This window comes from Bulleidia extructa W1219 (assembly GCF_000177375.1).
Classification (GTDB): domain Bacteria; phylum Bacillota_I; class Bacilli_A; order Erysipelotrichales; family Erysipelotrichaceae; genus Bulleidia; species Bulleidia extructa.
Genome location: NZ_ADFR01000002.1, coordinates 16,466 through 36,796, shown reverse-complemented (window position 1 = coordinate 36,796; position 20,331 = coordinate 16,466). Strand labels below are relative to the sequence as shown.

Here is a 20,331-nt window from a genome sequence, read left to right as displayed (position 1 = left end):
AAGGGGGATCAACTATGGAGTGGTATGAACAACCTTATTTTCATCATCGAGATTGGATATTGAGTCATCTGGAGGAGTTCCAATTGAGTGAAAAAGAAATTTTATTGATTTTGGTGTTGGATTTTTTTAATGAACATAGTCAATTGATCAGTTTAAGTCAGTTGAGCCAAAAACTCGGTGAAAGTGAAAGTGAAGTGGAAAAACAATTGAGTTCTTTGTTGGAAAAAGGATATTTGGAAATTCGTAGTTCTAAAACAGGACCGGTCTTTGATTTGAAAGGTCTTTTCTTGCATGATCGACAAGAGGTGGAAATTAAGAGTGATTTATTTTCAATCTTCGATCAAAATTTCAATCGTCCTTTATCTTCAACAGAACTTCAAAAGCTTTCTGACTGGCAAAAAAAATATGATGTGAAAGTAATTCTTTGGGCTTTAAGAGAAGCTTTAATCAATGAAAAGGTTTCTTTCCCTTATATTGAAACGTGCATTCTTTCAGCTTATGCGGATTCGGTCAAACTAAAAGAAATTTTAGAGGATCAACGATGAAAAATTTGTCGGCTTTAAACATTGTGGAAGAATTGGAAAAACTATTTCCCGATGCGAAAGGTGAATTAAATGCAAGAAATACCTATGAACTTTCGATAGCGGTGATTCTTTCGGCACAAAGTACAGATGTATCGGTGAATCAGGTGACTCCTGCTTTATTTGAAGCTTATCCAAATTTAGAATCGTTAGCGAATGCGAAGGCACGTGAGGTGGAATCTTATATTGCTCGTTTAGGTTTATATCGAGCTAAAGCAGCCAATATTATCGGTTTTGCGAAAGGGGTGGTGGATCGATTTCATGGAGAGATTCCTTCTTCCATGGAAGATTTGACTTCTTTACCCGGTGTGGGGAGAAAATGTGCGAATGTGATTCAAGGAGAGTGTTTTCATCTACCATCATTAGCAGTGGATACGCATGTTTCTCGCATTGCTAAGCGTTTGGGGTTGGTATACCAAAAAGATTCTGTAGAAGTCATTGAACGAAAATTAAAGAAAAAATTACCAAAAGAAAGGTGGACAAAAGCCCACCATCAAATGATTTTCTTCGGTCGTTATTTATGTCAAGCGAGAAAACCACAGTGTTATCGATGCCCTTTTGTGGAACATTGCCATGAGAAAAATAAGAATCTAACCGTTTAGAAAATATTTTTATTTTTATATTAAACAAGTTAGAATAATGAACAATGGAGGTAAGAAGATGGAGAACTATGTATTAAGCACAGAAACAACAGCGGATGTGAGTAGGGAATATTTAGAAAGTCGGAAGATAGCCAGCATTCCTTTCCACTATAGTTTAGGCAATAAGGAATATGTAGATGACTTTGGAGAATCATTAACCATTCATGATTTCTATGAGGCTATGCGTCAAGGGGAAATGACCCGTACTTCACAAATTCCAAATGGAGAATATGATGCTTATTTCCGTTCTTTTTTAGAAAAAGGGCTGGATGTGATCCATGTTTGTTTATCCTCAGGCTTATCAGGTACGTATAATGGGGCTTGTATGGTGGCCGAATCTTTACGGGAAGAGTTTTCGGATCGCAAGATTTTTATTGTGGATAGTTTATGTGCTTCTAGTGGTATTGGTTTGTTGGTGGAACAAATGGCTAATCAGCGAGATTCCGGTTGTTCTATTGAAGAGTTAAATGAGTATGCTTTAAAGACTCGTTATTTAGTGGAGTTATGGTTCTTCTCAGGAGATTTAACGTATTTTATTCGTGGAGGTCGTATTTCTAAAACGGCGGGAACATTGGGAAATATGTTACACATTGAACCGTTAATGAGTGTTGGTGCCGATGGCAAGCTGAAAGTTCGCAAGAAGATTCGTGGCAAGAAGAAAACCATGACGACTTCCTTGGAAATGGTTCAAAAGTATGGCGATGCCGATCAAAAGACTATTTTTATTTCTAATTCAGATTGTTTGGAAGATGCCAAAATCTTAGCGAATCTTTTGGAAGAAGCCTATCCGGGTGTCAAGATTCATCATTTTGATATAGGAACAACGGTCGGTTCACACACAGGACCAGGAACGGTAGCTTTTTTCTTTATGGGTCGAGATCGTCGAGAGATCGAATCGGAATTCAATAATTAGATGCGTTGATAAAAATTCATTAAAGCGATATCAGAATTGAGGGAAATCATGAAATTGCCGAAAAATTGGAAAGAATATAGCCATTTGGAACAAGCTAAATGGTTTTTGAAATATGTGGTTCAATACCAACGAGAAGGAGAAATTAAAGGGTTATCAGCAGACGTTGATCAGGAAGTGAAAGAGGCTTATGATAAATTTCTAATAGAAGGTGGCTATGAATTCTAAGAATTTTCTCTTTCTAAATGATGAGAAATTGATAAAAAAGTAATAGATACCCATAAAAATGAGTATTAAAAAAGACCGAATGATCAAGTTTATTTAGAAAATTCCTTGGTCAACGATCTGAGATAGGTTGAGGCCTATCGAATTTTACAGTTATCTAGGATGGTAATGGTACCATCTTTTTCTTTTTGTTGAAGTGTTTGTAGACCATATTGATCTGTGTATTCGGTCACAACACTTTGAATTTGTGTTTCTTGATAACGCACTAAAAACATCTTAATGCTCCTTTCTATTATGTATAGGTTTGACTTATAAAACGTTCGCTTGGTTAAGTATAAAGAATTATTTTGAAAAAGCAATAGGAATGCTCAAAAAAGGATATCCGAAGATATCCTATTTGACGCCATATACATAAAGAGTGGCGGTAGACCCTTTATCGATTTGTGTCCCGGCAATGTTTTGACCACTACTATTTGTAATTTTTTCAACAGAACCCCATTTAGAAGCATCCGTAGTTGGTGTACTTTTGACATTAAGATGAATACGATTCGCTTTTGCCCAACCGGTGTAATCAGAAGCTCGATTAGAGGTTGGTACTAAAGTTAAGTCTCTGGGTGTTCTAAAGATGGCACAAGCTTCATTGGAATTGATATTGATTTTCTTATATCCATAGAAACCGCAGACTTGTGTTTCTGTATTAGGGGCTAATCCGCTAATTTTCTGCTGAAGACTTTCTTTGGTAGATTGAATTTCTTGAATAGTCTTTCCGTTTTGAGAAATCCGAGCCTTATAAACAATTGGCCCTGTTAAGAAACGAATATCTAAGCTGTCTTTATCCGCTTCTTTTAAGGCATTGGCATCCGGATAAGCGGCCCAGTTAAGACTCAGGGTATGATCAGGATTATAAGTGGCGTTGAAATTTGTGATATTTTGAATCTTACCAATTTGTTCCTGAGCAGATTTCAGTTTAGAAAATTCTTTACGAATATAACCTGTTGTCATCAATTCCTTTGGAAGATCTTTACTGGCAGCGACATAAGGGAAAATACCACGTACGAAGTTGATTGTTGAAACATCGCTTGGTTTAGGAATACCACTTGGCTTTTTATCCCGATGTAAGACATCTAGCAACTTGGAATTGATTCGACCGGGAATATTTTGATTCACAATGGAACTGGTGATATAGGATAGTTTTCCTTTTTCGGCGGAGTTAAATCCCATCCAGACAACGGAGGTATATTGACTTGTTTCGGCGACCATCCATTTATCTTTTTGGGCTAATTTTGGAATGCCATACTGCAATCCCTCATTACCCCAGTCCGTGGTACCGGTTTTTGCGTATACCGGATAAGAACGCTTCAGGATCTGCATGTAGTTATAGACTTCTGACTTAGAAACGTTGGTTTCCATTAAGTAAGCAGTCATATAAGCAGCCGCTGAAGAAATCACTTTTTCTTTTTTAAAGTCAGCTTTATAATCGGCTTTACTACCATTACGGAAACGAATACGAGTGATCGTATGAGGTTTCGTATAATGACCGCCATTCATCATAGTGGCATGAGCTGCCGCTAATTGTTCAGCGGTAACACGCATTGAGCCACCACCAATGGCGTAACTGATACCAACATCTTCTTTATTAAATCCTTTGAAATGTAATTGATCTACTAAGTAATTCTGAATACGACTCAGTCCGCTCTTGTCTTGAACGGCTTGGAAAGCTTGTAGAGCTGGTGTGTTTAAAGACCAGTTCATCGCTTTTTTCAAATTAACACGACCAAGGTATTCCCCATCCGCATTTCGATAAGTCCAATTGCCGTACTTGATTGGCTTATCAATGAGTTCATGACTGGTTGACCATCCTAAATCTTCAAAAGCTAAGGCATAGTCCAAGAACGGTTTTACAGAAGAACCCGGTTGATTATATTGTTGTGTCGCTCGATTCAATAATTGTGAACCGCCTTTACTCCAATTACGTCCACCCCCCATAGCTACAATTTCACCTGTTTGGTTGTTCATGGAAATACCACAAACTTCTAAACGGTTATGTAGGTTAATACCTGGTTCTTTATTAGCTTGAATCCGTTCATATAATGCTTGGGTCTTTTGATCTAAAGCAGTATAGATTTCCATCGAAGTACTCAACGGGTCTTGTCCTGTGACTTCTTGGGCTTCTTTCAGTGCGGCATCAATATAGGCCTGATTAGCATTGCCGGTAGGCAAGGTCTTTTTAGCATCAATTAATAAATCCTCTACTTTGATATTTTTCGCCAATTCGCCCTCTTTTGCTGAAATATAACCATGATAGACCATTAAATCTAAGACTGTATCTCGACGAGCGGTGGCTTTATCTAAATAGTTATGGGGATCATAAGAATAAGGAGAATTCACGATACCGGCTAGTAGAGCGGATTCTGACGTACTCAATTCACTGACTTTCTTGCCAAAGTATTGAAGAGAAGCTTTTTGTACTCCACGAATATTTCCAATACCGCCGAAGTTCATCTTGTTTACATACATAGTGAAGATGTCTTTTTTGCTGGATTTTTTCTCCAAACTCAAGGATAAAGCGATTTGTTGGAGTTTATAGTCAATACTTTGAGTGTAAGTTTTACCCGTTTCATCATTGACAAAATAAGTCAGTTTTACTAATTGCATGGTGAAAGTAGAACCACCTTGCATATTGCTATGTAGAATAGTTTCAATCACAGACTTGGTAAAGCGAGGTGTATCAAAGCCGTTATGGGCAAAGAAACGAGAGTCTTCAACGGATAAGAAGGCATCCACTAAAGAAGTCGGCAGTTGCTCATAAGTGACATTTTCACGTAACTGATTACCAACGTCAGCAATTTGTTTGCCTTCTCGATCATAAATCAACGTGCTTTGACTGGTGCTAAAGTTCTCCAGTTTGAATTTAGGAGTTCGACTAAGAGTGGAGTGTAACATAGTGATTCCGACTAAGACAATGACCAATTCAATTCCTAAGAAAATAGCCATTAAAGTGTTCGCAATTTTTAAACCATGGTAACGACGTTTACCACGAGGTTTTACTGTTAGTTGTTTTTCTTTCACAATTTTTACCTCTTTTCAAAATATAACTGATTCACGATTTTTAAATAATCGATCGGATTGACATAATTGCCTTGGATTAAGTAACCAGTTTCTTCAAACCAATGATGCGGTATGGAAGAACGGGTTGTTATCTGGTAAAAGTGTATCATTTTTTCGGCAGGGACTAAATAGGTTTCTTCTAAGCTGACCCAACGAATAATGAAAAACCCGATTCCACCATGATAGAGAATCTCTTTTAAGTGACGAATTTGATGGGGATGAATCAGTTTTAAAGGGAAGACCGTTTTGTTTTTGCTTTCTTTTGCCTCAAAGTCAATGTATTTTCCTCGATAGATGCCATTGTAATCCGTTGTGGAAGCTTGACGAAAATAGGCCTCTGTGATTTTGGCTGCACTTCTTTTCGGATAATCCACTTTAACAATTTGAATGGGAGTCGGTTTTTTATGAATGACCGCTATTTTGTGATTTAAGTAGTATTCATTGGACCGATTGATCTCACTTTCTAATTCCATGCCACGGTTGTAAGCGGAATGGACATTGGTTTGTAAGGTAACTTTTATTTTTCCGTTTGGATATTTAATCATAATGTAACGATATTATACTAAATTTTCACGAAATTTTTCTCCTTAATTGAATTTCATATAAGACAACCTTATAATATAAAAAACTAGGGGAGGTTTTTATGGCAAAACCATTTAATTTAGATCCGGTCGCTATCGTTGAAAAGCGTTTTGATATTGACTTCAAAGGGTACAACGCTGATCAGGTTGATGGCTTCTTTGATTTAGTGATTCAAGATTACCAAACCTATGATCGTCTTTTACAGCAAGCGAATGAACAGCTTCAAGATTTAGAAAGAACCAATGCTTCTTTAAGAGCGAAACAAATTGAATTGGAAGGTCGTTTAAAGGTTCATGAGGCTTCGGAGGAAAACTTTCCAACCGGAATGACGAATGTGGATATTTTGAAACGGTTATCTCGTTTGGAAAAGGAAGTATTTCGTAAATAAATCAATTGTGTATACAGAAGGCGGTCGCTGCCTTTATGGTAGAGGAAAGTCCATGCTCGCACCATCTGCGATGATGGTAGTGTTTGTGCTGATCCAATTAATAAGGTCAGGTATCTTCGGATAACGGCGGAGCAATATAGTCTACGGAGAAATCTATGATTTGAGCCCTTAAGGTGTCACAGTGACGTAGTCTTTTCGAAAGAAAAGAAGTGGAACGAGATAAACCCCACAAGCGAGAAACCCAAATTTGGTAGGGGAATTTTCAACTTTGAAATGAAAAAGAAGAAAAGTAGTAATACAGATAAATGGCTGCACTGGCAACAGGACAGAACATGGCTTATGCATGTATACAGAAAAGAGGAGTTGCCTCCTCTTTTTATTTTTTGATTATGATATAATAGACAGGAAAAAAGAGGAGTTTTATGAATTTACCGAATCGTTTAACTTTATTTCGGATTATTTTGATCCCGCTGATTGTTTTGCTTTATCTGTTTCCTTATGCTCAAGTTGGAATTGAAGTTCCATCCTATATGGTAGCGGGTGTTTCCATTAGTTTAATCAATATGATTAATTTGGTGATTTATATCATTGCAGCAATAACGGATGCCATAGATGGTCATTATGCTCGTAAACACCATATGATTACTACTTTCGGTAAGTTTGCGGATCCAATTGCAGATAAATTATTAACGACCACCATGTTTTTATTGTTTCTTTCAAGAGGTATAATTCCTGTTATTCCGGTAATTCTGATGATTGCTCGTGATACGGTCGTGGATGGGGCAAGAATGATTGCTTCCAGTAACGGTAAGGTGGTGGCAGCCGGTATGATGGGGAAGTTGAAGACAGTTTTACAAATGGTAACGGTAGCGTTGATCCTATTGAACAATTTGCCATTTGAAATTCTTCATTTACCAATTAGTCTTGTTTTATTGTGGTTGGCAGCTTTTGTGTCTGTTTTATCCGGTATTCAATACTTAAATCAATTAAAAGAAGATATTTTTGAAACGATTTAAAAGGAAAGAAATTTCCTTTGGTAATACTAAATTAGGAGGCTATTATGGCGGAAAAGAAAGCAGTTATGACAGAACATAAAAAAGATGTACTTCTCCAAGAAGCTTTAAAAACAATTGAAAAAGAATATGGTAAAGGATCAATCATGCGTTTAGGAGATCGAGCAGATGTATCGATTGATGCGATCCCATCAGGATCCCTTGCCTTAGATAAAGCATTGGGCATTGGCGGTTATCCAAAGGGCAGAATCATTGAAATCTATGGACCTGAATCTTCCGGTAAAACCACATTGGCTTTGCATGCGATTGCAGAATGTCAGAAGCAAGGTGGCTGTTGTGCTTTCATTGATGCTGAAAATGCCATTGATCCTCAATATGCGGCTAAATTGGGTGTAGATATTGAAAAGCTAATCTTATCGCAACCGGATTCAGGGGAACAAGCGTTAGAAATCACTGAGATTTTAATTAAATCAGGTGGTATTGATTTGGTTGTGATTGATTCAGTAGCTGCATTAGTTCCACAAGCGGAGTTGGATGGTGAAATGGGGGATGCTTCAGTTGGCCTTCAAGCTCGTTTGATGTCTAAAGCGATGCGTAAGTTGGCCGGAGCGATGAATCGATCAAATACAACGGCAATTTTTATCAACCAGTTGCGTGAAAAAGTCGGTATTATGTTTGGCAATCCGGAGACCACACCAGGGGGACGGGCACTGAAATTTTATTCTTCGGTTCGTTTAGATGTTCGTAAGGGAGAAGCTTTAAAAAGCGGTGCAGATGTGGTTGGTTCGGCTACGAAAATAAAAGTGGTTAAAAATAAAGTGGCACCACCATTTAAAGTGGCTATTGTGAATATGATTTTTGGTGAAGGAATCTCTCATGTAGATGAAATCATTAATTTGGCGGTAGAATATGACATTATTGATAAGGCTGGAGCTTGGTTTTCGTATGAGGGTGAAAAGATTGGTCAAGGCTTCAATGCTGTCCGTGATTTCTTGAAATCTTCACCGGAAATGGAGGCTCAAATCAGTGCACAAGTGAAGGAAAAATTATTCCCAAGCGAGTCTAAAGAAACACAAGCAGAAGAATAACTTCTGCTTTTTATTCAGAAAGAGGCTGTTATGAAATTAGTGGATTTATTGGACGTAAAGAACCAAATTTATCACCTTATCCAAGGAACGATTGAAGAAGTGAATATTGAGTATTTATCGCAAGATTCACGGGATATTCAAGATAACACTTTATTCTTTTGTGTTCCCGGAACAACTTTTGATGGGCATCAGTTTGCTAAAATGGCTGAGGAAAAAGGAGCGGTCTGCTTGGTGGCTTCTAAACATGTCGATGTCAAGATTCCAGTAGTTTATGTGGAAGATGTGATTAAGACGATGGCTTTTTTGGCTATGCGTTTTTATCATGATCCAAGTGGATCCATGTCTTTGATTGGGGTAACGGGAACGAATGGGAAAACAACGACAACGCACATCATCCGTCATTTATTTGAAAAGAATAAAAAATCCTGTGGCATGATTGGTACAAATGGGATTTGGTATCACCAGGAGCATATCTATACTCCTAATACAACTCCAGATTCATTAACTCTACAAAAGAGCTTAGCGAAGATGAAAGAAGAGGGAGTTTTCATCTGCACATCTGAGGTTTCTTCTCATGCTTTAGTCATGGGAAGAGTTCAAAATGTGGATTTTAATGTAGCGGTGTTTACGAATTTAACTCATGAGCATTTAGAAACACATCATACTATGGCAGAGTATGGTATGGCTAAGAGCCTTTTGTTTGCTCAATTAGGATCAGGAAATAATGGAAAAATAGCTATTTTAAATAAAGATGATACTTATGCAAAGGTGATCGCCTCTCGCTGCAATGCGACGATTTGGTACTATAGTACGAAAGATCCGAGTGCTGAGTTTTATGCAAAGGATATGGTGTATTTAGCCTCTAAAACTGAATTTACTTTGGTATTTCAAGGTCTTGAATATCCGGTGATTTCTCCTTTGATTGGGGAATTTAATGTGCAAAATGCGTTGGCAGCTTTAGCGGCATATTATGCGTTAGAACGTCATTTGGAAAAAGGGATTGAAGCATTAAGCAGTTTTTCGGGTGTGGAAGGACGTATGCAAACTATTGAAAATGACTTAGGAATCCATGCCATTGTGGATTTTGCTCATACTCCGGATGGTTTAGAAAAAGCGATGGCGGCTTTGAAAAAACTGAATCACAAAAGAATCATCACCATGATCGGTCATGATGGTGGTAATCGAGATAATTCCATTCGCCAAGATTTAGGACGGATTGCACTGGAATATAGTGATTATGTGGTCTTTACTTCCGAAAATCCAAGAGAGGAAGATCCGATGAAAATCATGAAAGAAATGGTTAATGGGTTAGAGGTTCATCACTATGAATTTGTGAAAGATCGGCATAAGGCGATTGATCGGGTAGTCGCTTTAGGACAAAAGGGAGATATTCTTTTCTTTACAGGAAAGGGACATGAACCTTATCAATTGATTGGTTGTGAAAAAATCCCTTTTCATGAAGCTCAATTTGTGAAAGAGGCTTTAGAAAAGAAAGCTCATGAATAAGTGGAAAATCAGTAACGATCTTTGTACGACTTTCTTTGTGATTTTAGAAGGTTTAGTATGTTGGTTTCTTGCTCAAAAGAGTTTAGTGAAGTTAGGAGCATATATCTTGCTGTCTGCTTTGAATTTAGGACTTGTGACTTGGATTCGTAAAATGGTTAATAAAAAACGTCCCAATCATAATATTTTAGGAAAAGAAAAAGAGGGAGAGGCTTGGCCTTCTCGACATAGCTATTCTGCCTTCTATGTGGCTTGTTCAACTTGGGGAATTTTTCCTGTTTGGTTGAATGTGTTTTCCTTTTTAACTTCTTTCTATTTATCTTTTTTAAGAGTGAAAACAAAGGTTCATGATTTCAGTGATGTTTTAGCAGGAATGATCATGGGCATTGTCAGCGGTATCCTGGTGAGCTATATTGTTCAAAAGCTAATTTGACCGTATAATAGAAAAGACGAAACAAGTAACGTTCAACAAAGAAGGAGGACATATGAGTCCAGAAATGATTAATTTCTTTGTGGGATTAGTCGGTTTGATAATCGGAATCGTCGTCATGTTAATCGCAAATTCAGTTGGTATTTCAAAATCAAAAACGGTTGCTAAACAAATCGTAAAAGATGCTGAAAGTAAAGCAGATAGTGTTTTAAAAGAAGCAACTTTAGAAGCCAAAGAAAAAGCATACGAAGTACAATTAACAGCGGAGAAAGAAGCACAACGCAAACAAGAACAATTAATTCAACGGGAAAATAAGTTGTTAAGGAAAGAAGATGCGTTGCGTTTTAAGGAGAATGAAGTTCAATCGAACCAGAAAAAATGGGAAGATAAGAATCGCTCTATCGATGATAAAATGGCTAATCTTCACAAGATGGAAGAGTCGTTACAGAAGCAACGACAATCTCTTCAGATGAAGCAAGAAACCTTGGAACAAAAATTACAAGAACAAACTTCTCTTTTAGAGAAGATGGCACAAATGAGTCAAGCCGATGCCAAGGCGGAACTTATGGCGAAGGTAGAAAGCCAAAGTGAAAAAGAAATTGGTGCTTATTTACGGGATAGGATGGAAGAAGCGGAAGATAATGCACAAGCCCAAGCTCGCAATATTATTGCTCAGGCGATTCATCGTTATTCACAAGAAGAAGTCATAGAAAGAACGGTCAGTACCGTGACATTGCCAAATGAAGAAATGAAGGGGCGTATCATCGGTCGTGAAGGTCGAAATATCCGTGCCATCGAACAAGCAACGGGGGTTGATCTGATTATTGATGATACACCGGATGTGATTACTTTGTCTTGTTATAATCCAATTCGTCGTGAAGTGGCTCGTCAAGCGATGGAAATTTTATTAAAAGACGGTCGTATTCAACCGGGTCGTATTGAAGAAGTGGTAGAAAAAGTTCAAAGTGAGATGGAAAATAGCATCTTTAAGATTGGTAATGAGGCTGTTTATCGTCTTGGAGTTGGTAAGATGAATCGAGAATTGATCAAACTGGTCGGTCGTATGCGATATCGTTATAGTTATGGTCAAAATGGATTACAACATTCTGAAGAAGTGGCTCGTTTTGCAGGTATGATGGCGGCTGAATTGGGCTTAAACCAAGTTTTAGCGAAAAGAGCCGGGTTATTGCATGATATTGGTAAGGCTTTAGATTTTGAACAAGAAGGAAGCCATGTTGAATTAGGGGCTAAGGTAGCTCGAAAATATGGGGAACATGAAATAGTTGTCAATGCGATTGAATCACATCATGGTGATGTGGCTCCAACGGATATTATTTCTGTTTTAGTAGCGGCGGCTGATACTATCAGTGCTGCTCGTCCTGGGGCTCGTTATGAATCGGTAGAAGGTTATATCACTCGTTTGGAAAATCTTGAAAAGATTGCAACGAGTTACAAAGGTGTTGAAAAAGCGTATGCCATTCAGGCAGGTCGTGAGTTAAGGATTATGGTTCAACCGGAAGTAGTGGATGATGTAACTATGGTCAAAGTAGCTCATGATATCAAAGACCAAATCGAAAAAGAATTGACGTATCCGGGTCAAATAAAAGTCACCTTGATTCGAGAAGTTCGTGCACAAGAATTAGCGAAATAGGGATTATCCCTATTTTTTGCTATAATGATAACCTATGAAACGCAAAGATTATTTAATGCCGGATTTGAAATTAGAAAAGAAAAGAAGCTCGAAAAAAGATAATGAAACTGCCTATCGTGATTTCCAAATGAGTTTAGAAGCCAATCGTTTAGGCCAAGATAAGAAATATTATGTTAAAACCTATGGTTGTCAAGCGAATGTTCGAGATGGAGAATCCCTTTCCGGTATGTTAGAAATGATGGGTTTTACGTATGCAGAAGTTCCTGAAAAAGCAGACGTCATTCTTTTTAATACCTGTGCCATTCGCCGAGCGGCAGAAGAAAAAGTGATGGCGGAAATCGGAAATTTAAAATATCTTAAAAAAGAAAAACCGAACATTATTTTTGTGCTTTGTGGTTGTATGGCACAAGAAAAAGATGTAGTGGAAGAATTATTGCAGAAACATCCGCAATTAGATTTGATTTTTGGAACGCATAATCTATATCGTTTTCCTGCTCTTTTACAAGAAGTGATGGTGAAGAAAATTCAAAAGGTAGAGGTGTATTCACAAGAAGGAGAAGTCGTAGAATCTTTGCCGGTTAAAAGATCTATGTCCTCTAAAGGCTTCGTGAATATTATGTATGGTTGTGATAAGTTTTGTACATATTGTATTGTTCCTTATACCCGGGGAAAAGAACGCTCGCGTCGAATGAAAGATATTTTAGAGGAAGTATCCGCTTTGAAAAAAAGTGGTCGCAAAGAAGTGGTTTTATTGGGACAGAATGTAAATGCTTATGGAAAAGATCTTCATATGGAAGATGGTTTTACAGATTTGTTAAGAGCTATCTCAGATACAGGAATTGAACGCATTCGTTTTTACACCTCTCATCCTCGAGATTATCGTTCTTCATTGATTGATTTGATGGCTGAAAGAAAGAATATTATGCCTTTTCTTCATTTCCCGGTACAGTCAGGATCAAATGAGATTTTAAAAAGAATGGCTCGCGGTTATACAGTGGAACATTATATTTCTTTGTATGATGAAATGATGAAAAAGATACCGAATATGACCTTTACAACGGATATTATTGTAGGCTTTCCTGGGGAAAGTGATGAAGATTTTGAAAAGACCATGAATCTTGTGGAACATTGCCAATACGATATGGCGTATACCTTCTTGTACTCTCCTCGTGTGGGAACGCCTGCGGCTTCTATGACGGATTCTATTTCCAAAGAGGTAAAAAAGGCTCGCTTACAGCGATTAAATCAGCGATTACGCGAGATAGCTGCCAAAAAAAACAAGGTTTATTTAGGTCGGATTGTTAGAGTTTTATGCGAAGGCATTTCTAAGAAAAACGAAAAAATATATGCTGGATATACAGAAGATAATAAATTAGTGAACTTTTCTTGCCCTTGGAATTGTATGGATGAGATTGTGGATGTGGAAATCACAGAAACTCATTCTTATACCTTAAATGGACGGGTGCTGGAAAAATAATTTATAATAAAAGAAGAAAAAATTTGGAGGAAAATATGAATAATATTGTGCGCTTATTTGCGCTTGGAGGTCTTGATGAAGACGGAAAGAATCTCTATGTTGTTGAAAATAATAATGATATTTTTGTGATTGAATGTGGCTTACGTTTTCCTGTCAATGGTGATAATTTAGGCATTGAAATGATTGTGCCGGATATTAGTTATCTGGTTGAACATAAAGATCGTGTCAAAGGGATTTTCTTAACGCATGGTCATGATGATGTGATGGGAGGTTTGTTGCAATTATTGAAACAAATACCGGATGCTCCTATCTATACGGCTCCCTTAACGGCTTTAATGATTGAAAGAAAATTAAAGGCGGAAGGAATGGGGAAAATTAATTTGCATCGTATTCGTCGTAATGCAAAGTTTAAGGTTGGTAACACCAATATTCGTACATTTGGAACCATGCAATCCATTGCGGATGGATTTGGGTTGGCTATCCAGACTTCCGAAGGATATGTGGTCTATAGTTCAGAATTTATCGTGGATTATGATACCCATATGCCTAGTTTTGTGTTTGACATCACCAATGTAACCGATTTGGCAAAAGAAGGAGTTTTAGCTCTTTTATGTGAATCGGTAGCGGCGACTCGCGAGGGAAATTCGGCTCCTCATCATCGTTTGACAAATACATTAGAACCAATTTTTGAAGATAGTGAGGATCGTATTTTAATTACGGTTTTCAATCAGAATCTGTATCGTGTGATTGAAATTATTGAACTGGCGAATAAATATAATCGTCGTGTTTTCTTGTATGATGAGGGTCTAAAGGCAATGATGTCAGATATGGCAAAGCTTGGGTATTACCATATTCCGGCAGGATTAGAGATAGTTCCGTCTAAATTTAATAATGAGGATGAGCGGGTTTTGGTTTTAGTTGGTGGAACCGGTGATTCGATTTTCCAAAAAGTGCATCGAATTGCAAACAAGGAAGATTCCGTTATTGAATTAAGAAAGAGTGATACAGTGGTCATTGCTTCTCCGGCGGTTCCGGGTACCGAGCGTTTAGAAGCTTCAATGGAAAATGATCTATATAAAGAAGCGAATCGTGTTTTGACAGTGGACGCAAAACGTAGTTACTCCATGCATGCCTCTGTAGAAGATTTGAAGATGATGATTTATCTGATGAATCCAAAATATTATGTACCGGTCAAAGGAGAATACCGTCAACTGATTGCCAATGCAAATATTGCACTAGGTATGGGATATCAAGCGGATAAAATTATCGTTTTAGCCAATGGCCAAGTGGCGACTTTTAGAGATGGTATTTTAGATCGGAAATATGAGTCTGTGAAAGTGGGAGATGTCATGGTTGATGGTAAAGATAGCTTAGACGCTAGCGGTATGGTTTTAAAAGATCGTGATATCTTAAGCACAGACGGTGTCATTGTAGCGGGTGTGGTGATGAACCATCGTAATAAAGAAATTATTGGTGGACCGGATATTCAAAGTCGTGGGGTTATTTATTTAAAGGATGCAGACTACATCATGAAGGAAGTCGGAAATATTTTAGAAGCGACTATTAATACGATGGTGAAAGAAAAGCGTTATGACAATCTGGAAGCTCGTTCAGAAGCACGAGAAAAAATCGCTCGTTACTTATTGAAAGAAACCGGTAAAAGACCAATGATTTTACCGGCTATTGTCGAAATTAACATTCAAGAATAGGAGTCATTGTGGCAAGAAAATCAAAAGCACAACAGGAAAAGGAATTTAATGAACAAATCACTAAGGCGATATTAGTTCTTGTTTTAGTGGTTCTTTTAGCCATATCTATTTTAAAGCTAGGGATTGTGGGAATTTTCTTAAACCGTTTATTAATGTATCTTTTTGGAACCTGGTATTGGATCATTCTTTTTTTGGGAATTCTCTACTTCACATTATCCATTTTGATTCGTAAAAGATCGATTCGACCAAGAAGAATTTTCCCTCTTGTTTTGTTGATGCTGGCGACTTCTTTATTAGCTACCTATTTGGTCACCAATGATAAGCTGGTTGGGTTTGCGGTTTTTAAGCAATACTTTTTATCGACCAAAAGTTTTTTTAGTGCTTTTCCAATGATGAAAGTAGGCGGAGGCCTTGTTGGTTATTTTTTGTATGGATTACTATCAGCTTTGTTTGCAAGACTAGGTTCATTAATGATCTTATTCTTGTTGATTATGATTTCTGTTTTGGTATGGACAGGAGCGGATGTGTACAAGCGTGCTTTCAAGAAGGTGTATCATTTCTTTGAACTTCCGGAAAAAGAGGAAAAGGAAGAAATGGAATCAGAACCTAAGGAGCCGGTGAATCTTTGGAAGATGATTGATGAACATAAAGCAACGAAAATGAAAGATATACGAGTGGATGATGATCCTGAAATCACCCAAGAAATGGATATCCTAACCGATCATGTTGCACAAAGTGACTTTGGTATCATCATGGACGATGATACGGAGGAATTAGAACCTGTTCCAGATGAGGCTTATGAAGAAGAAACAGCTCTTCTTTCCAGTTTGCCCCAAGAGAAAATGGAATTTGAGGATCCGATTTTAAAAAAACCGATAGCGAATCAAAATTTAGTCGGTTATAAATTGCCAAGTCAAACTTTATTAGATCCGATTAGTGGAAAAAATAAGAATTTCGAAAATATTCGAGCGGCTAAAGAAAAAGCTCAGGCGTTACTTTCTATTTTAGGAAACTTTGATATTGAGGCTCAATTACTGAATACCCATATTGGGCCAGCTGTAACACAATTTGAAATTCGTTTGGATCCAAACGTGAAAGTTTCTAAGATTTTGGGCTTGGCGGATAATCTGAAGATGCAAATGGCAGCGAAGGATATTCGGATTGAAGCTCCGATTCCGGGCAGGAATGCAGTAGGAGTTGAAATTCCTAATGTGAAAAGTACAGCGGTTAAGATGAAAGAATTATTACGTGATCAACCACAAGGGTATAAACCTTTAATGTTTTTCTTAGGTAAGGACTTATTAGGAAATTCAGTGTATTGTGACTTGGCAAAGATGCCTCACTTATTGATTGCCGGAGCGACCGGGTCGGGTAAGTCGGTTTGTATGAACACGATTATCACATCGTATTTACTAAAAACAAGGCCGGATGAAGTGAAGCTACTTTTGATTGATCCAAAGAAGGTAGAATTTACCCCCTATCGAGAAATTCCTCATTTGATTGGTCCGGTGATCAATGATCCAACCAAAGCGTCCAATGCTTTAAAAGTCATGGTGGATGAGATGGATCAACGATATAATATCTTTGCGTCTTTAGGGGTTAGAAAATTAGAAGATTATAATGCTTTAGTTAAGAAACAAATGGGTCTTCCTAATTCAGATGGAACATCACCCCCAAATCCATTGCCCTATATTGTAGTGATTGTGGATGAGTTGGCAGATTTAATGACAGTGGCTGGTAAAGATGTTGAATCCTCTATCATGCGAATCACGCAGTTAGGTCGTGCGGCCGGCATTCATATGATCGTCGCTACACAACGTCCGTCGGTAGATGTTATTACGGGGGTTATCAAAGCTAATATTCCTAGTCGTATTGCTTTTTCAGTTTCTAGTGCTATTGATTCTAGAACCATTTTGGATCACCAAGGAGCGGAACGTTTATTGGGAAATGGGGATATGTTATATCTGGCAAATGGTTCCAATTCAATCAAAAGAGTACAAGGTATCTATGTGACAGATGAAGAAGTTCAGCGCATAACAAAATCTTGTGTTGACCAGGCTGTGCCGATGTATAATGATGCGTTCTTACGCTTAGATATGGTTGAAAACGGTGGCGATGGAGCTATTATGGCAATGGAAGATGATCCTTTATTTAAAGAGGTCACTGACTATGTGATAGAGGCTCAAAAAGCGTCTACTTCTTTATTGCAAAGAAGATTCGGAATTGGGTATAATCGAGCGGCAAGGATGATTGATGTCTTAGAAGATCATGGTATTATTGGTCCGTCTCGTGGTTCTAAACCAAGAGAAGTTTTACGTAAAAAGGAAGGCGAATCGAAACGAACTGAAACAGGAGGAATCCGTGAATAAACGGATTCTTTTTCGCTTTGAAAGGTATATGTCTTGATGGTTAAGATGGATTTTGGTATAAATTAATTAGTAAAAGCTAATGAGAAAGAGGAATTTATGAACGCAGGTGATGGAATTGTTGTTTTGATTATATTGGCTTTAGTGATTTGGAGCATTCGATATATGATGAAAAATGGAGTGGATGCTTGTAGTGGAGACTGTCATGGGGCTTGTAAAGGACATTGTAAGTGGGTGGGAGATGTGAACAAGGCTCATCGTCATATTTCTCGCATGAATAAAATTAAAGCGTTCTTTCACATGACCTAAGAGGTCTTTTTTTTGTGGAGTTTTGATTCGTTTGGTAATAAAGAGGTATAGGAGAAAAAGATAGTATGTTAAATCAATTTATGATGGTAGGCCAGGTTGAAAAGATTTTGAAAAGTCCACAAGAGGTTTCTTTAAAGGTTCGTAGTCGAAAAGCGTTTTTAGATGCACAAGGAGAATTGAAGGAAGATCACTTTGAACTAAAGCTTTGGCGAGGGATTGAAAGAGAGTGTCTTTCAATCGTCAAAGAAAATCAATATATTGTAGCTAAGGGGCGTTTAGAAATGTGTGCAAATGGAGCTGTTTCTTTGATCGTGGAAAAGCTAGGATATTTGCCAATATAGCTCTCATTTTCGCTATAATAGAAATATGAAAATGGTGCTTGGAAAGCCAGAAGATGCTTTGGAATTGAATGATTTTTATCAAGAAGTATGCCGGCATCAAGTTTTTGATGCTTATGGAGCGGATTGGCATTGGGGAATTTATCCTAGTGAACAAGATATTTTAAATCATCTTTTAAAAGAAGAGCTGGTATATGGCCGGCAAAAAAAGAAAATGGTAGCCGCTGCTGTTTGGACAGTGGGTGATGATTCAATGTATGCCGGAGTGAAATGGAGATATTGTTTACCTTCAAGTAAAATAGCTTATATTCATTTAGTCGCGGTGCATCCAGATTTTCGTCGTCAACATCTAGCCTCTGTTTTTTTAGAGTTTCTTTTTTCGTATTTAAAAGGAAGAGGAATTGAACTTTTACGATTGGATGTGATCAAAGATAATTTAGCGGCTAAGAATCTTTATTTGTGTCAAGGCTTTGAGTATTGTCAAGATCAAGAGGTGTTTTATGAGGATACAGGGTATCTTGTGGTGGAATTATATGAGAAGTCACTCTAGTGGCTTTTTTGAAGTTGGTATTTCTATGGTAGAATAATGGTTGAGGTGAAATTATGGCATTTGATTCATTAAGTGAACGACTAAATAAAACATTTCGTCATCTAAGTGGCAAAGGGACTCTTAGTGATAATAATATGGAGGAAATGCTCAAGGAGGTTCGTGTAGCCTTACTTGAAGCGGATGTTAACTACGGTATCGTTAAAGAATTTTTAAATACTGTTCGTGAGAAAGCACGGGGTGAAGAAGTTTTAAAATCAGTGGAGCCTGGTCAACAGCTGGTAAAAATCATTCATGATGAAATCATGGTGTTGTTAGGCAGCGAGGATGCCTTGGTTCAATGGAAAGACAGCGGCATGACAACCATTATGATGGTTGGTTTACAAGGAACTGGTAAAACTACTTCAATTGCTAAAATAGCGAACCAGGTTCAAGTGAAACAAGGTCGAAAAGCTCTTTTGATTGCGGCTGATGTGATTCGTCCGGCGGCGATTGATCAGTTGAAAACATTAGGGCAAGAAATTAATACGGAAGTCTTTAGCATGGGGTTGAATGTTTCAGCATTGGAAACGGTTGAAAAAGGCATGGCTTATGCTAAGGAAAAGAATTATGATACGGTCTTTATTGATACAGCAGGACGTTTACATATTGATGAACAGTTGATGAAAGAATTGCAGGATATCAATCAATTGGTTCATCCGGACGAAATTTTATTGACAGTGGATGCCATGACGGGTCAAGATATTGTGAATGTGGCGAATGCTTTTAAAGAAGCTTTACCGTTAACGGGATTAGTGGTCACGAAATTTGATGGTGACTCTCGTGGTGGTGGTGTTTTATCTGTCCGTAAGATTACAGGTGTTCCTATCAAATTTGTCGGAGAGGGTGAAAAAGTGGAAGATATGGATGTCTTCCATCCGGATCGCATGGCAGATCGTATCCTTGGGATGGGGGATGTGGTCAGCTTAGTTGAAAAAGCTCAAGAAAAATTAGACATGGAAGAAAATGCTCGTTTGGCTGAAAAGATGATGAATGGGCAATTCACCATGGGTGATATGTTGAGACAATTTGAGCAAATTCAAAAGATGGGGCCACTAGGTGGTATTTTGAAAATGATTCCTGGCATGAATCAATATGCTGGCATGTTAGATGAAGCCAAGGCCGGTAAATCTATGGCTCATATGAAGGCGATTATCCAATCTATGACTCCTTATGAAAGAGCTTTTCCGGATAAGATGCGTGGTAGTATGAAAAAACGTATTGCTTCTGGTTCGGGAAGAACAGTAGATGAAGTCAATAAGCTGATTAATCAATTTAATAAAATGAAGAAGTTGATGGATGCGATGGGCGGTTTATCTCGTAGTGGTCATCTGGATGAAGAAAACTTAGAAAAGATGTTTGATTCCCATTTGGGTGGCATGAATAATGCGATGAAGAAAAAGAAATATAAATTTTAAGCTGTCAA

General features: G+C 37.8%; 20 protein-coding genes and 1 other RNA gene. 18 read left to right on the top strand and 3 right to left on the bottom strand.

Annotation, left to right across the window (positions count from 1 at the left end; all coding sequences use genetic code 11):
* The first annotated feature begins 14 nt into the window (after nt 1-14).
* The 4 genes from HMPREF9013_RS00605 to HMPREF9013_RS07420 are packed head-to-tail and all read left to right on the top strand — an operon-like array spanning nt 15 to nt 2,360.
* Entirely contained in the window at nt 15-545 is a 531-nt protein-coding gene (locus tag HMPREF9013_RS00605) for a DnaD domain protein (protein ID WP_006626430.1), read from the top strand.
* The gene (gene nth / locus HMPREF9013_RS00600) at nt 542-1,183 is read left to right on the top strand and encodes an endonuclease III (protein ID WP_006626429.1); all 642 of its coding nucleotides are present in this window, start codon (nt 542-544) and stop codon (nt 1,181-1,183) included. Before HMPREF9013_RS00605 ends, nth begins: the two co-directional genes overlap by 4 nt.
* A gap of 58 nt (nt 1,184-1,241) precedes the next feature.
* Nucleotides 1,242-2,135, top strand: a complete 894-nt coding sequence (locus HMPREF9013_RS00595; RefSeq protein ID WP_006626428.1) for a DegV family protein — start codon at nt 1,242-1,244, stop codon at nt 2,133-2,135.
* Between the two features lie 48 nt (nt 2,136-2,183).
* Nucleotides 2,184-2,360, top strand: coding sequence for a hypothetical protein (locus tag HMPREF9013_RS07420; RefSeq protein ID WP_006626427.1), 177 nt, complete (start codon nt 2,184-2,186; stop codon nt 2,358-2,360).
* Nucleotides 2,361-2,494: 134 nt separating this feature from the next.
* Here the strand turns inward: HMPREF9013_RS07420 and HMPREF9013_RS07415 are convergent, their stop codons facing one another.
* The 3 genes from HMPREF9013_RS07415 to recU all read right to left on the bottom strand — a co-directional run bounded on the left by HMPREF9013_RS07415 (nt 2,495) and on the right by recU (nt 6,010).
* Nucleotides 2,495-2,632, bottom strand: a complete 138-nt coding sequence (locus tag HMPREF9013_RS07415; protein ID WP_006626426.1) for a hypothetical protein — start codon at nt 2,630-2,632, stop codon at nt 2,495-2,497.
* 118 nt (nt 2,633-2,750) lie between these two features.
* Nucleotides 2,751-5,426, bottom strand: a complete 2,676-nt coding sequence (locus HMPREF9013_RS00590; protein ID WP_006626425.1) for a transglycosylase domain-containing protein — start codon at nt 5,424-5,426, stop codon at nt 2,751-2,753.
* Between the two features lie 5 nt (nt 5,427-5,431).
* Entirely contained in the window at nt 5,432-6,010 is a 579-nt protein-coding gene (recU, locus tag HMPREF9013_RS00585; RefSeq protein ID WP_006626424.1) for a Holliday junction resolvase RecU, read from the bottom strand.
* Nucleotides 6,011-6,108: 98 nt separating this feature from the next.
* Here recU and HMPREF9013_RS00580 point away from each other — a divergent pair, with 98 nt between their 5' ends.
* From HMPREF9013_RS00580 to ffh, 14 genes are all read left to right on the top strand, one after another.
* Complete coding sequence (locus tag HMPREF9013_RS00580) at nt 6,109-6,435, top strand: DivIVA domain-containing protein (protein WP_006626423.1); 327 nt, start codon at nt 6,109-6,111, stop codon at nt 6,433-6,435.
* A gap of 12 nt (nt 6,436-6,447) precedes the next feature.
* Nucleotides 6,448-6,780, top strand: an RNA gene (gene rnpB / locus HMPREF9013_RS07305) — RNase P RNA component class B.
* Nucleotides 6,781-6,857: 77 nt separating this feature from the next.
* Nucleotides 6,858-7,451 carry a CDP-diacylglycerol--glycerol-3-phosphate 3-phosphatidyltransferase gene (pgsA, locus tag HMPREF9013_RS00575; RefSeq protein ID WP_006626422.1) on the top strand — a complete coding sequence of 198 codons (594 nt, stop codon included), beginning with the start codon at nt 6,858-6,860 and terminating at the stop codon, nt 7,449-7,451.
* A 44-nt stretch (nt 7,452-7,495) separates the two neighbouring features.
* Nucleotides 7,496-8,536 (top strand): recombinase RecA, encoded by a 1,041-nt coding sequence (gene recA / locus HMPREF9013_RS00570; protein ID WP_006626421.1) that lies wholly within the window; start codon nt 7,496-7,498, stop codon nt 8,534-8,536.
* A 30-nt stretch (nt 8,537-8,566) separates the two neighbouring features.
* A complete protein-coding gene (locus HMPREF9013_RS00565; RefSeq protein ID WP_006626420.1) occupies nt 8,567-10,042 on the top strand; it encodes a UDP-N-acetylmuramoyl-L-alanyl-D-glutamate--2,6-diaminopimelate ligase in 1,476 nt (491 codons plus the stop codon).
* Nucleotides 10,035-10,472 carry a phosphatase PAP2 family protein gene (locus HMPREF9013_RS00560; RefSeq protein WP_006626419.1) on the top strand — a complete coding sequence of 146 codons (438 nt, stop codon included), beginning with the start codon at nt 10,035-10,037 and terminating at the stop codon, nt 10,470-10,472. The genes HMPREF9013_RS00565 and HMPREF9013_RS00560 overlap by 8 nt, the downstream gene beginning before the upstream one ends.
* Before the next feature lie 52 nt (nt 10,473-10,524).
* Nucleotides 10,525-12,120: a ribonuclease Y gene (gene rny, locus HMPREF9013_RS00555; protein WP_006626418.1), complete on the top strand. Its 1,596-nt coding sequence runs from the start codon at nt 10,525-10,527 to the stop codon at nt 12,118-12,120.
* Between the two features lie 34 nt (nt 12,121-12,154).
* Nucleotides 12,155-13,597 carry a tRNA (N6-isopentenyl adenosine(37)-C2)-methylthiotransferase MiaB gene (miaB, locus tag HMPREF9013_RS00550; RefSeq protein WP_006626417.1) on the top strand — a complete coding sequence of 481 codons (1,443 nt, stop codon included), beginning with the start codon at nt 12,155-12,157 and terminating at the stop codon, nt 13,595-13,597.
* 35 nt (nt 13,598-13,632) lie between these two features.
* On the top strand, nt 13,633-15,306 hold the full coding sequence (locus HMPREF9013_RS00545; RefSeq protein ID WP_006626416.1) for a ribonuclease J: 1,674 nt from the start codon (nt 13,633-13,635) through the stop codon (nt 15,304-15,306).
* Nucleotides 15,307-15,314: 8 nt separating this feature from the next.
* Nucleotides 15,315-17,675, top strand: a complete 2,361-nt coding sequence (locus tag HMPREF9013_RS00540) for an FtsK/SpoIIIE family DNA translocase (protein ID WP_006626415.1) — start codon at nt 15,315-15,317, stop codon at nt 17,673-17,675.
* A gap of 96 nt (nt 17,676-17,771) precedes the next feature.
* Nucleotides 17,772-17,981, top strand: coding sequence for a FeoB-associated Cys-rich membrane protein (locus tag HMPREF9013_RS00535; protein ID WP_006626414.1), 210 nt, complete (start codon nt 17,772-17,774; stop codon nt 17,979-17,981).
* Nucleotides 17,982-18,046: 65 nt separating this feature from the next.
* The gene (locus tag HMPREF9013_RS00530; protein ID WP_006626413.1) at nt 18,047-18,322 is read left to right on the top strand and encodes a hypothetical protein; all 276 of its coding nucleotides are present in this window, start codon (nt 18,047-18,049) and stop codon (nt 18,320-18,322) included.
* A 25-nt stretch (nt 18,323-18,347) separates the two neighbouring features.
* Nucleotides 18,348-18,869 (top strand): GNAT family N-acetyltransferase, encoded by a 522-nt coding sequence (locus HMPREF9013_RS00525; protein WP_006626412.1) that lies wholly within the window; start codon nt 18,348-18,350, stop codon nt 18,867-18,869.
* 53 nt (nt 18,870-18,922) lie between these two features.
* Nucleotides 18,923-20,323, top strand: a complete 1,401-nt coding sequence (gene ffh / locus HMPREF9013_RS00520; RefSeq protein ID WP_006626411.1) for a signal recognition particle protein — start codon at nt 18,923-18,925, stop codon at nt 20,321-20,323.
* Nucleotides 20,324-20,331 lie beyond the last annotated feature (8 nt).